Source organism: Streptomyces pratensis, from assembly GCF_037137275.1.
Classification (GTDB): domain Bacteria; phylum Actinomycetota; class Actinomycetes; order Streptomycetales; family Streptomycetaceae; genus Streptomyces; species Streptomyces pratensis_B.
In genome coordinates this window covers 75,794-87,553 of record NZ_JBBBEN010000075.1, presented here as the reverse complement: position 1 = coordinate 87,553, position 11,760 = coordinate 75,794, and the positions used below count along the sequence as shown (strand labels likewise).

The 11,760-nt window shown below is 72.1% G+C and carries 11 protein-coding genes; 8 read left to right on the top strand and 3 right to left on the bottom strand.

Annotated features, from left to right (window positions below):
• Positions 1-5 precede the first annotated feature (5 nt).
• The gene (gene phoP / locus V9U70_RS08490) at positions 6-677 is read left to right on the top strand and encodes a two-component system response regulator PhoP (RefSeq protein ID WP_473828692.1); all 672 of its coding nucleotides are present in this window, start codon (positions 6-8) and stop codon (positions 675-677) included.
• Between the two features lie 239 nt (positions 678-916).
• Here phoP and V9U70_RS08485 read toward each other — a convergent pair whose 3' ends face one another.
• Entirely contained in the window at positions 917-1,606 is a 690-nt protein-coding gene (locus V9U70_RS08485; protein ID WP_336673860.1) for a DUF461 domain-containing protein, read from the bottom strand.
• A 909-nt stretch (positions 1,607-2,515) separates the two neighbouring features.
• Here V9U70_RS08485 and V9U70_RS08480 point away from each other — a divergent pair.
• From V9U70_RS08480 to V9U70_RS08450, 7 genes are all read left to right on the top strand, one after another.
• A complete protein-coding gene (locus V9U70_RS08480; protein ID WP_003953493.1) occupies positions 2,516-2,998 on the top strand; it encodes a CarD family transcriptional regulator in 483 nt (160 codons plus the stop codon).
• Positions 2,999-3,559: 561 nt separating this feature from the next.
• The gene (gene ispD, locus V9U70_RS08475) at positions 3,560-4,327 is read left to right on the top strand and encodes a 2-C-methyl-D-erythritol 4-phosphate cytidylyltransferase (RefSeq protein WP_336673859.1); all 768 of its coding nucleotides are present in this window, start codon (positions 3,560-3,562) and stop codon (positions 4,325-4,327) included.
• Positions 4,317-4,829, top strand: a complete 513-nt coding sequence (ispF, locus tag V9U70_RS08470) for a 2-C-methyl-D-erythritol 2,4-cyclodiphosphate synthase (protein ID WP_336673858.1) — start codon at positions 4,317-4,319, stop codon at positions 4,827-4,829. The genes ispD and ispF overlap by 11 nt, the downstream gene beginning before the upstream one ends.
• A gap of 322 nt (positions 4,830-5,151) precedes the next feature.
• Entirely contained in the window at positions 5,152-5,556 is a 405-nt protein-coding gene (locus V9U70_RS08465; RefSeq protein ID WP_336673857.1) for a PPOX class F420-dependent oxidoreductase, read from the top strand.
• 113 nt (positions 5,557-5,669) lie between these two features.
• Positions 5,670-7,070 carry a cysteine--tRNA ligase gene (gene cysS / locus V9U70_RS08460; protein ID WP_336673856.1) on the top strand — a complete coding sequence of 467 codons (1,401 nt, stop codon included), beginning with the start codon at positions 5,670-5,672 and terminating at the stop codon, positions 7,068-7,070.
• A 110-nt stretch (positions 7,071-7,180) separates the two neighbouring features.
• The gene (gene rlmB / locus V9U70_RS08455) at positions 7,181-8,137 is read left to right on the top strand and encodes a 23S rRNA (guanosine(2251)-2'-O)-methyltransferase RlmB (protein ID WP_336673855.1); all 957 of its coding nucleotides are present in this window, start codon (positions 7,181-7,183) and stop codon (positions 8,135-8,137) included.
• Between the two features lie 302 nt (positions 8,138-8,439).
• Positions 8,440-10,071, top strand: coding sequence for a DoxX family membrane protein (locus tag V9U70_RS08450; RefSeq protein ID WP_336673854.1), 1,632 nt, complete (start codon positions 8,440-8,442; stop codon positions 10,069-10,071).
• Between the two features lie 149 nt (positions 10,072-10,220).
• On the opposite strand, the gene V9U70_RS08445 is transcribed toward V9U70_RS08450, so the two are convergent.
• Both V9U70_RS08445 and V9U70_RS08440 read right to left on the bottom strand, forming a co-directional pair.
• On the bottom strand, positions 10,221-10,937 hold the full coding sequence (locus V9U70_RS08445) for a nucleotidyltransferase family protein (protein WP_336673853.1): 717 nt from the start codon (positions 10,935-10,937) through the stop codon (positions 10,221-10,223).
• Between the two features lie 284 nt (positions 10,938-11,221).
• Complete coding sequence (locus V9U70_RS08440; protein ID WP_336673852.1) at positions 11,222-11,635, bottom strand: hypothetical protein; 414 nt, start codon at positions 11,633-11,635, stop codon at positions 11,222-11,224.
• Between the last annotated feature and the right edge of the window lie 125 nt (positions 11,636-11,760).

The window sequence follows — 11,760 nt, the reverse complement described above, 5'->3', positions numbered from 1 at the left end:
CCCGAGTGCTTGTCGTCGAGGATGAGGAATCCTTCAGCGACGTCCTGTCCTACATGCTGCGCAAGGAAGGCTTCGAGGTCGCCATCGCGGCGACCGGCCCCGACGGCCTGGACGAGTTCGAGCGCAACGGCGCGGACCTGGTCCTGCTCGACCTGATGCTGCCCGGTCTGCCCGGCACCGAGGTGTGCCGCCAGCTCCGCAGCCGCTCCAACGTTCCCGTGATCATGGTCACCGCGAAGGACAGCGAGATCGACAAGGTGGTCGGGCTGGAGATAGGAGCCGACGACTACGTCACCAAGCCCTTCTCCTCCCGGGAGCTCGTCGCCCGCATCCGCGCGGTCCTGCGCCGCCGCGGCGAGCCGGAGGAGGTCACGCCGGCGGCCCTGGAGGCGGGGCCGGTCCGGATGGACGTGGACCGGCACGTCGTCACCGTCTCCGGCGGCAAGGTCGACCTGCCGCTCAAGGAGTTCGACCTGCTGGAGATGCTCCTGCGCAACGCGGGCCGCGTGCTGACCCGGATGCAGCTCATCGACCGGGTCTGGGGAGCCGATTACGTCGGCGACACCAAGACCCTCGACGTCCACGTGAAGCGCCTGCGCGCCAAGATCGAGCCCGACCCCGGCGCACCGCGTTACCTCGTCACGGTGCGGGGCCTCGGATACAAGTTCGAGCCGTAGGCCGCATCTGCCCGCTGCCGTGGCGACGGGTCGCACGGGGCCGCCGTACGACCCGCGCACCGGCCTCGCCGGGACGCGACGGTTCGTGCGAGCCCGTACGGCGGCCCCACCGGTCCGCCGCAGGGCCACCGCGCCGGGTCCGTACGACACGAAGGGCGCCTCCCGGCCGGGAGGCGCCCTTCGGCGTGCGGTGTGCGCGTGCGCTTCGCCCGTACGGCGATCGACGCGCTCCGGTCCGGTCAGTGGGCCGCCGGCTGCGACGCGGAGTCGCCTGCGCCCTGCGTGGCCGTGTCGCCCTCGCCGCCCTCGACACCCGAGCCGGCCGCCGGGTCCGCCGCCGCGCCGGGCGTCTCGCCCTCGGGCGTGGCGGAGGACTCCGCGTCCCCGCTCGGCTCCTGGGCGGGGGCCTCGGCCTGCGGGCTGGGACCGAAGTCCTCGAAGGGGCCCTTCGCCGGGAAGACGCCGGCCCCGAGGCCGACGTCGCCGGTCCGGCTCAGCTTGAAGACGACCTGCTGCACGCCGCCGGTGTTCACGGCCTCGTGGCCGTCCTCGATCACGGCGGCCGCGTTGCCCTCGCCGCCGATGATGACCTGGCCGCCGGGCGGGATCTCGATGGGGCCCTTGCCATCGGCGGCCTGGAGCTTCACCTGGGCGTCGCTGCCGGGCAGCGTGACGGCCTCCAGGACCTCTTCCTGCGTGCCGTCGTTGAACAGGGTCGCGGTGACGACGGCGGGGCCCTTCGCGTCGTCCTCGGACTGCGTGATGACGTTCGCGTTCTGGACCTTGATGGTGCCCACTGAGGTGGCCGCGTTGTCCGGCCTGACCTTCAGCGTCTGCGCGTCGTTGCCCGCACCGCAGGCGGACAGCGAGACGATCGAGAATGCGAGGGCAGTGGCGGCGAGAGCGCCGTGTCGAAGGCTGCGGCTCACGGCGGCGGCAACTCCTTGAACGATCGGACTGCGGGCTTCGGACGTCGTGCGTTGAGCGGTGGTGCTGCTGGTGGTGCTCCGGCTCCACGTCGTGCCGACTCTCCCGGGAGCGGCGGCGGAAGGAGTGACGTGAAGCCGCTCTCAGGGCGTGTCAGCGGCTTTAGGCTACCGAGCCGCCGCTCCCGCCCTGCACCCGACCCGCCCCTATGCGCTCCGTCACTTCCCCGAGGAGCGCACGGAAGGGCGGGGGGCGGCCTCGGAGCGCCTCGGCCCGCCCGGGGCCGCGAAGGCCGCCGCAGCCCGGAGTCCGCCGGAGAAGCGTGCGGCCGGGGCTTGCGGCAGGGGCGGGTGGCCGGTCAGGGATGCGGCGCGTCGGTATGCCATGTGCCGTTCACATAATCCGCGTGATCAATTCTTCCTGTCGTGCCTTCCGGCCGTGTCTTCACGCCCTGCCTTCCGCGCGCGTTCCGGGCCTCTTCCGGGCGTGCCCTGCGGACGTGGCGCATTCCCCCGCTTCCCTGCTTCGCCGCTTCCCGTGTTCTTGCCTCTTCCGCGTTCCTGGCGGAAAGACGCCGCGGCGCACATGGCTTGATCAATTTCATTGCGGTCCGACAGTTACGCTCGTACGGGTGAGCGATCACCGAACGGAGTGGGGAAAACGCGCCGTCAAGAAGCCGACAAAACGGGACTTTCGGCCTCTTCTGTGAGACTTCCGGGCCGTGTGACGGAGGCGTTTGAGGTCGGGCGCACAGTGGCTCCCACCTGCGAATACCGCCTTCCGGAAGCCTCCCGCAGCACGTACGTGTCGCTGTTGTCAAGCCCCGAGATATGCCCTGACCTGCGAAAACGCCATTCAGGAGATGCAGTTCTCGTGTTACTCTGGATAGCCACGGAAGGGGTACCTGTCACATGACGTTCAAGGTTGGCGACACCGTGGTCTATCCCCATCACGGGGCCGCGCTGATCGAGGCTATCGAAACTCGCCAGATCAAAGGCGTGGACAAGACCTACTTGGTGCTCAAGGTCGCCCAGGGCGACTTGACGGTTCGTGTGCCGGCGGACAATGCGGAGTTCGTAGGCGTGCGCGACGTGGTCGGGCAGGACGGGCTGGACCGGGTCTTCGAGGTGCTGCGCGCGCCGTATGCCGAAGAGCCGACGAACTGGTCCCGGCGTTACAAGGCAAATCTCGAAAAGCTCGCCTCCGGCGATGTCATCAAGGTCGCCGAAGTGGTGCGTGACCTGTGGCGTCGTGAGCGTGAGCGGGGTCTCTCCGCCGGAGAGAAGCGCATGCTCGCCAAGGCGCGCCAGATCCTGGTGAGCGAGCTCGCCCTCGCGGAGAACACGAACGAGGACAAGGCCGAGGCTCTGCTCGACGAGGTCCTCGCGTCCTGAAGCCGATCGCACCGGCCGTATGAACATGCCGCAGTGCCCGCTGACCAGCTGCTCTCACGCTGCGTCGTCGGGCGCTGCGGCATGTCCGGCCCCAGGCCCTCAGGTACTGCGAGCCTGTAGCGCGGTGCACTCCCTCGCGGCGAGGACGGGCCGCGGAGAACCGGCCGGGCGGCGAACGGCCGTCGCGCGGACGGCTTCGTGGCCTTTCGAGGCACGGGGACTTTGGCTCAATGCCCGAAAACCGCGGCACGCGCCCCTGCCGGCGGAGGCCGTCGCGGGCGGTGGGCACGACCGCCTCACGACTTCTGCTCTGCCGCGTCGTGTGGCGCGCCGCGTCATGTACAGCCGCTTCGCTCGAACCGCTTCCTCCGAAGCGTTCGTCCGAAACGTCTCCAAGCCGCCGTCGCGACTTGCTCGACCGGGTGTCACGGAAGGGGCCCGGTTCAAGTCAAGGCGTCACGCCCGGCTCGAATGGGCCCCTACCCACGCCGGGCGTGGAAACAAACCTGCCGAACCTTCGGACCTTCACCTTCGAACCTGCGAACCTTCGGAGTGCAACCGATGTCATCGTCGTCACCGCTGTCCGAACAGCCCCGCCCTCCCCGTACCGCCGCGGTGATCCCCGCGGCCGGGCGGGGCGTACGGCTCGGTCCGGGCGCGCCCAAGGCCCTTCGCGCCCTGGGCGGCACCCCCATGCTGATCCACGCGGTCCGTGCCATGGCCGCCGCCCGCACGGTCTCCCTCGTCGTGGTCGTCGCCCCCCCGGACGGCGCCACCGAGGTGAAGCACCTCCTCGACGAGCACGCGCTGCCCGAGCGCACCGACTACCTGGTGGTGCCGGGCGGTGACACCCGTCAGGAGTCCGTGAGCCGGGGGCTCGACGCGCTGCCCGACGACGTCTCCGTCGTCCTGGTCCACGACGCGGCTCGCCCCCTGGTGCCGGTCGACACGGTCGACGCGGTGGTCGAGGCCGTACGGAACGGGGCGCCCGCCGTCGTCCCCGCGCTGCCCCTCGCCGACACCGTGAAGGAGGTCGAGCCCGCCGGTGCTCCGGGGGACCCCGAGCCGGTGCTGGCCACCCCCGTACGGGCCAGGCTGCGGGCGGTCCAGACGCCGCAGGGCTTCGACCGGGCCACGCTGGTGCGGGCCCACGCCGAGGTCGCGGTCGACGGCGAGGGCGCCACGGACGACGCGGGCATGGTGGAGCGGCTCGGGGCGCCGGTCGTCGTCGTTCCCGGGCACGAGGAGGCGTTCAAGGTGACCCGGCCGCTCGATCTCGTGCTGGCCGAAGCGGTGCTCGCCCGCAGGAGGGCCAACGATGGTTTCTGAGAACTCCGGGGCGGGGGCCGCCCCCGTCATCCCCCTCGTCGGCATCGGCACCGACATCCATGCCTTCGAGGAGGGCCGTGAGCTGTGGTGCGGGGGGCTGAAGTGGGAGGGCGAGGGTCCCGGTCTGGCCGGTCACTCCGACGCTGACGTCGTCGCGCACGCCGCCTGCAACGCGCTCTTCTCCGCGGCCGGCCTCGGCGACCTGGGGCAGCACTTCGGCACCGGACGCCCGAAGTGGTCGGGGGCCGCGGGGGTCACCCTGCTCACGGAGGCCGCCCGGATCGTCCGCGCGGAGGGCTTCGAGATCGGAAACGTCGCCGTCCAGGTCGTCGGCCTCCGCCCGAAGATCGGCAAGCGGCGCGAAGAGGCGCAGAAGGTGCTGTCCGCCGCCGTGGGCGCGCCGGTCTCCCTCTCCGCCGCCACGTCGGACGGGCTCGGGTTCACCGGGCGTGGCGAGGGCATCGCGGGCATCGCGACGGCCCTGGTCTACCGGGCCCGCTGACGCCTGCCGGGCCTGCTGACGCCTGCCGGGCTGCCGGGGCGGGCCCGACCAGCTCGTGCTGCCCGCACTCGCCATGGCACGACGGGAGCACCGGCCCCCACGGTGCGCAAGGAGATGGACCGGGGCGGGCGGGGGAGGTGAGAGTGGCGGGGGAGAGCGCGCACAGAGACGCTGGTGCAAGGCCCCCGCCTCGCGCCCGAAGACAGCACAGAACCGGCCACGGAGACGATCACCGGCCCCGCCCCGCCACTACAGTGCTGACCCGCAGCACCCAGACCGCCGCCACGACAGGCCCGGCACGCAGCCCCAGGAGGACGTCCGCATGACCGCCGCACTCTCCACCGACCTCAAGAACCTGCTCGACACCCCTGTCTTCGTCCACATCGCCACCATCCAGCCCGACGGCAGCCCCCAGGTCTCCCCGGTCTGGGTGAAGCGCGACGGTGACGACGTCCTGATCTCCACCACCATCGGTCGCCGCAAGGAGCGGAACCTCCGGCGCGACCCCCGGGTCACGGTCGTCGTCCAGCCCTTCGACAACCCGTACACCTACGCGGAGATCCGGGGCGAGGCGACGCTGACGACGGAGGGCGGGCAGGAGCTGATCGACGAGCTGTCCGTGAAGTACTCCGGCAAGCCGTACGCCGAGTTCAACCCGGCCTCCGCCGAGGACGCCCCGCGCGTGGTGGTCCGGATCTCCCCGCGCAAGGTCGTCGGCAGCCTCTAGAGGGTCCCCGGCCGGCCCGTGACGGCTGTTCTGGGCCTCCCGGTATCAGAAAGTTGTGCCCCGTGATCCCCCGGGGTCGCGGGGCACTGGTGTCGGCCTACTACCCTTGAGGCGTGACTCTTCGCCTGCACGACACCAGCGCCCGGCAGATTCGTGACTTCGTCCCGCTCACAGCGGGCTGTGTCTCGATCTACCTCTGCGGCGCCACCGTCCAGGCGGCACCGCACATCGGCCACATCCGTTCGGGGCTGAACTTCGACATCATGCGCCGCTGGTTCACGTACCGCGGCTACGACGTCACGTTCATCCGGAACGTCACCGACATCGACGACAAGATCATCGCGAAGGCCGCGGAGCAGGGCCGGCCCTGGTGGTCGATCGGCTACGAGAACGAGCGCGCGTTCAACGAGGGTTACGACGTGCTCGGCTGCCTGCCCCCCACCTACGAGCCCCGTGCCACCGGCCACGTCCCCGAGATGATCGAGATGATGCGCGGTCTGATCGAGCGCGGCCACGCCTACGAGTCCGACGGCAACGTCTACTTCGACGTGCGGTCCCTGCCGGGCTATCTCAAGCTGTCCAACCAGGAGCTGGACGATCTGCGCCAGCCCTCCGGCGAGGGCGAGACCGGCAAGCGCGACCAGCGTGACTTCGCCATGTGGAAGGCGGCCAAGCCCGGCGAGCCGAGCTGGGAGACCCCGTGGGGCCGCGGCCGTCCCGGCTGGCACCTGGAGTGCTCCGCGATGGCGCACAAGTATCTGGGCAGCGCCTTCGACATCCACGGCGGCGGCATCGACCTGGTCTTCCCGCACCACGAGAACGAGATCGCCCAGGCGGAGGCGTACGGCGACACGTTCGCGAACTACTGGGTGCACAACGGCTGGGTCACCATGTCCGGCGAGAAGATGTCGAAGTCGCTCGGCAACTCCGTCCTCGTCAGCGAGATGGTCAAGCACTGGCGCCCGATCGTCCTGCGCTACTACCTGGGCACCCCGCACTACCGGTCCATGATCGAGTACAGCGAGGAGGCCCTGCGCGAGGCCGAGTCCGCGTTCGCGCGGATCGAGGGCTTCGTGCAGCGCGTCACCGAGCAGGCCGGGGACACGGTCCCTCCGGCCGCCGAGGTGCCGGCCGCCTTCGCCGAGGCCATGGACGAGGACCTGGGCGTGCCGCAGGCCCTCGCGATCGTCCACACCACCGTCCGCCAGGGCAACAGCGCGCTGGCCGCCGACGACAAGGACGCCGCCGTCGCCCGCCTCGCCGAGGTCCGGGCCATGCTCGGCGTCCTGGGCCTCGACCCGCTCGACGCGCACTGGGCGGGCGAGGACAGCCGGGGCGAGGACCTGCACGGCGTCGTGGACACCCTCGTCCGCCTCGTCCTCGACCAGCGGCAGGGGGCCCGCGCCCGCAAGGACTGGGCCGCCGCCGACGCCATCCGCGACCAGCTCACCCGGTCGGGCCTCGTCATCGAGGACAGCCCCGCCGGCCCCCGGTGGACGCTCGGAGCGCGCTGAGCACCCCCGCGTGGCACCGGCACGCCCGGTGCGGACGTGCTGCCCGGGGGACCGGGCGGCACACTTCCCTTATACATACGTACGTCTGAAAGCAACGAAACAGGTAGATCATGGCCGGGAACAGCCAACGCAGGAACCGCCGCACGTCCAACAAGAAGGGCATGCAGGTCGGCAGCGGTGGCCAGCGACGCCGTGGTCTCGAAGGCAAGGGACCGACGCCGCCCGCCTCCGCCCGCAAGGGACACAAGAAGAACCGTGTGGCCAACGCGCAGGCCAAGCAGGCGGCCGCCCGCCGCCCGGCCCCCCGGCGCGGCGGCGCCAAGGGCACGTCGGAGATGGTCGTCGGCCGCAACCCGGTCTTCGAGGCGCTGCGGGACGGCGTGCCCGCCGTCACGCTGTACGTCCAGCAGTACATCGACAACGACGAGCGCGTCCGCGACGTCCTCAAGCTCGCGGGCGACCGCGGCAACATCAACCTGATGGAGGCTCCGCGCCCCGAGCTGGACCGGATGACGAACGGCCTGAACCACCAGGGCCTCGTCCTCCAGGTCCCGCCCTACGAGTACGCGCACCCGGAGGACCTCACCGCCGCGGCGTACGACAACAACGAGGACCCGCTGATCGTGGCCCTCGACGGGGTGACCGACCCGCGCAACCTCGGGGCGATCGTCCGCTCGGTCTCCGCGTTCGGCGGCCACGGCGTGGTCGTGCCCGAGCGCCGTGCGGCCGGCATGACCGCCGGAGCGTGGAAGTCCTCGGCCGGTACGGCGGCCCGCACCCCGGTCTCCCGGGTCACCAACCTGACCCGCGCGCTGGAGGGATACCAGAAGGCGGGCCTCACCGTCGTCGGCCTGGCCGCCGACGGTGAGCACACGGTGGAGGACCTGGAGGCGCTGGACGGCCCCGTCGTCATCGTCATCGGCAGCGAGGGCAAGGGCCTGGGCCGCCTGGTCGGCGAGACCTGCGACTACCGGGTCCGGATCTCGATGCCGGGCGGCGCGGAGTCGCTCAACGCCGGCGTCGCGGCGGGCATCGTGCTGTACGAGGTGGCGCGCCGCCGCGGATGACCCCGCCCCCGTCGTCCCGCCCCCGCCGTCCCGCCTGCGTGCGGGTGGCGGGGGCGGGCTGCCTGACCGGAGCGCGGCAGACCGTGGGGCGCCCCGGAGGCGGGCAGGGCAGCCCGCGTAAGAGCAGGGCCGCCCGTCGTACGGGTGGGGCGTCGGTGCGGGCCGACGGGTGCCGTTGCCCGCGCGTTGACGCGTGAGCACCGAACACAGTTCCAGGATGCCCGAGTTTGGGCCGATCTTGACGGTTCTCGGACACATCCGGGTGGTCAAGGCAGTGTCCTAAGCACCCATCACTCGGTTAGATGAGTGTGGACACCAGAACGCCTCGGTTCGACGAGCAACCCGCCCTGAGCATGACCAAGGTGGACAGCGACCCCGCGCAGGTCATCGTCAACCACGCCAGCTTCCGGGTGCGGCTCGCCCCGGGCCAGCGCACCCGGCTGCGCGGCGCCCCCGCGGACACGGCCCGCATCCCCGTCCTGAGCGGCGCCGCAGGGAGCCGCAGGCGGGCACCGGTCGTCTGGAGCGGGAAGTCCGCTCCCGGAGACCCCGGCGCGACGGGCCTTCTCCAGGCCGTCCGCAACTCCACCGCCGGACACCTCGACGCCGAGCTCGGCGGGACGACGGCGGACGGCCACGCGACGGGCGCGACGCAGGTCATCCCGCTCCTGGAGGAGACACAGCCCAACCCCGTGCTGACCCGGGAGCGTCCGGCGCGCACCGGGCCGCTCCTGCCGCCCATGCGGCAGGCCGTCGGCGCGTACGACTCCCTCGACGGGCCCGGCCCGACCGGCGGCCCCGAGTCGCTCGACGGCTTCGACGGGGACGACGACTACGACGACGCGGCGGAGCCCCGCGGCCGGCGGCAGGGCAACGACTCCGTCCGGCACGCCTATTACCCGGGCCACCGGATGAACCTGGGCGTCGTCCTGCTCCCGATGCGGGTCTTCCTCGGCTTCATCTCCATCTACGCCGGCATGGGCAAGCTGTGCGACCCCGTCTACTTCGACGGCGGCGAGCGCGGCTCGATGGTGAAGTGGCTGACCTCGCTGCACCCCTGGGCGGTGGCCGAGCCGCTGCGTGACTTCGCCCTCTCGCACCCGGTGGGCGCCGGACTGTCCGTCGCCTTCCTCCAGGTCGTCGTCGGCGTTCTCACCGTCCTGGGCCTCTGGCAGCGTGTCGCCGCCTCGGTCGGCGCGCTGCTCTCCGCCGCACTGCTGGTGACGGTGAGCTGGCGCACGGTCGCGGTGTACGACGCGCCCGACATCATCTTCCTGGCCGCCTGGAGCCCCCTGATCATCGCGGGCGCCCCCGTCTTCTCCGTGGACGGCCGCCTCGCCGGGGAGGCCTGGCGCAAGCTCGGCCCGCGCTCGGCGATCTGGGACCTGCGCCGCCGGGTGCTGCGCCGCGGCACCGTCGTGGCGACGGTCGTCGTCGGTCTCACCCTGCTCATCGGGTCCGTCCTCGGCGGGGCGGTCCGCTCCACCGAGGTCGTCACCGTCCCCGGCCGCGACGACAACCCCACCAACCGCCTCCCCGGGATGCCGCTGCCCCAGGAGTCCACCGGCGAGCGCCAGGCCTCCCGGACGCCGGAACAGCGGCGACGCCCCGAGCCCACGGCCACCGACGCCGCCACGGCGCCCGCCACGGGCGAGGTCGCGCCGGGCGCGACGCGCGACTCCGGCAGCCGGGACGCCGGGGCAGGCAGCGCGCCCAGCGAGACCCAGGGCACCGGCCAGGAGCCCCCGCAGCAGACCACCCCGCAGGAGCCCCCGGCCACCACCACCGCCGGACCCACCTCCTCGGGCTCCACCGGCGGCGACGGCTCCTCCGGAGGCGGCGAACCGGAGCCCACCGGCGGCTCCACCTCCTCCGGCGGCGAGGGGTCCACCTCCGGCGGCGGCCGCAACCCGATCGGCGGCCTCCTCGGCTGACCCGGCAGGGCCCGCGAGGCACCCGCCGCGTACGAGGCACCGCGTACGACGCACGACGCACGGCCACGAGGGGCGGTCCCCACCCGATGAGGGCGGGGGCCGCCCCTCGTCGTGGTGCGGGAAGGCCCTGTTCGGTCCGGGCGGCTCTGTCAGCCCCGGTGGGAGCCGAGTTCGCGTGCCGCCTCGGTCAGGTCCTTCGCGGTGTCGATGGCCCGCCAGTAGGCCCCGTGCGGCAGCGGGTAACCGGCCAGGCTGCGCTCGCGGGCCAACCGAGGGAACGTCGTCCGCTCATGGTCGCCCCGGTCCGGGAGCAGCCGCGTGAACGCGGGCGAGAACACGTACACGCCGGCGTTGATCAGATACGGGGAGGGCGGCGACTCGATGAAGTCCGTGATGTGGCCGAACGCGTCCGTCTCCACCGCGCCCCACGGAATCCGGGGCCGGGCCAGGGCCAGGGTGGCCGTGGCGTCGCGTTCGGCGTGGAAGGCGGCCATCTCGCGCAGGGAGAAGCGCGTCCAGATGTCGCCGTTGGTGGCATACCAGGGCTGCTCCGGATCGGGCAGCCGCCCGGCCGCGTACTTCAGCCCGCCGCCGCGTCCCAGCGGCTCGGTCTCCACCACGGTGGTGACCCGGAGCGGCAGGACGGCGGACTTCAGCCACTCCTGGAGGACCTCGGCGAGGTGCCCGCACGACACCACGGCGTCGGTGACGCCTTCGGCGGCGAGCCAGGACAGCTGATGGCCGATGATCGGAGTCCCGGTCCCGGGGATCTCGACCATCGGCTTGGGGCGGTCGTCGGTGTACGGCCGCAGCCGCGACCCCTGGCCACCGGCGAGGATCACGGCCTGCGTCGGATACGTGTGCATGGGGGGCACGATATGCGGTGCCCGCCCGGGGAGGACGGTGCTCCCCGGGGAGGGGCGGTGTTCCACTCCGGCCGGACAGACGGGGCCGCCCGCCGAGGCCTGAGGCGGTCGGCGGCCTGAGCTGGGCCACGGAGCCGGTCGGGGCTCCCAGGGGCCGCCAGGGGCCGTCCGGGGCTACGAGGGGGCCGGCCCGGGCTTGGGCGGTCAGCCGTGACCGACCTGGGGCTACGAGGTCAGCCGTGGTCGGTTCGGGGCACGAGGTCGGCTGTGGCCGGCTGGGGGCCTCAGCTGAACTGAGCGACTCCGGAAGCGAAGGACGTGTCGCAGACGGGGCGGGAGAAGCGGTGGGCACGGGACGGGCCGTACTGCTCGACGGCGGCCTTGCCGAGGGCCCTGGCGATCGACATGCAGTGGCGGGCGAGCGAGGGACGCTGCTCGACGGCGCGCTGAAGGCTCGTCAGCGCGACGCCCGGGTCCTTCTCCTGGAGTTCCACGAGCAGCTTCTGCCGCAGGACGTCCTGCGGGGCGCTGGGCTTCGCGGGCTTGGACACGGTCTCCGAAGAGGCGGCCAGCAGCTGGGAATCATTGTCCGTCGCCGCCCACGGAACGCTGGTGACCGCGAGGGTCCCGGACAGAACCATGACGACGGGCAGGACGAGAGCGAGGGATCGGCCGATGCGGCGCGCGGTGTGGGTCACGCAGCGAGCGTAGCGTTCCGTGATGACTCGATGGCATTTCGTCACTCTTGTGGGGGATGGTTCGATGCGCCCTTTCGAATGCGGGGTTGACGAACCGAGGCGAAATGACCCGTGTGCCGGGGTAT

Excerpts from the sequence above, each read along its gene's own strand:
- ispF (WP_336673858.1), top strand. The coding sequence starts at position 4,317 with ATGGTTTCTGAGAACTCCGGGGCGGGGGCCGCCCCCGTCATCCCCCTC.
- ispD (WP_336673859.1), top strand. The coding sequence starts at position 3,560 with ATGTCATCGTCGTCACCGCTGTCCGAACAGCCCCGCCCTCCCCGTACC.
- V9U70_RS08480 (WP_003953493.1), top strand. The coding sequence starts at position 2,516 with ATGACGTTCAAGGTTGGCGACACCGTGGTCTATCCCCATCACGGGGCC.
- V9U70_RS08450 (WP_336673854.1), top strand. The coding sequence starts at position 8,440 with ATGAGTGTGGACACCAGAACGCCTCGGTTCGACGAGCAACCCGCCCTG.
- rlmB (WP_336673855.1), top strand. The coding sequence starts at position 7,181 with ATGGCCGGGAACAGCCAACGCAGGAACCGCCGCACGTCCAACAAGAAG.
- V9U70_RS08465 (WP_336673857.1), top strand. The coding sequence starts at position 5,152 with ATGACCGCCGCACTCTCCACCGACCTCAAGAACCTGCTCGACACCCCT.
- V9U70_RS08445 (WP_336673853.1), bottom strand. The coding sequence starts at position 10,937 with ATGCACACGTATCCGACGCAGGCCGTGATCCTCGCCGGTGGCCAGGGG.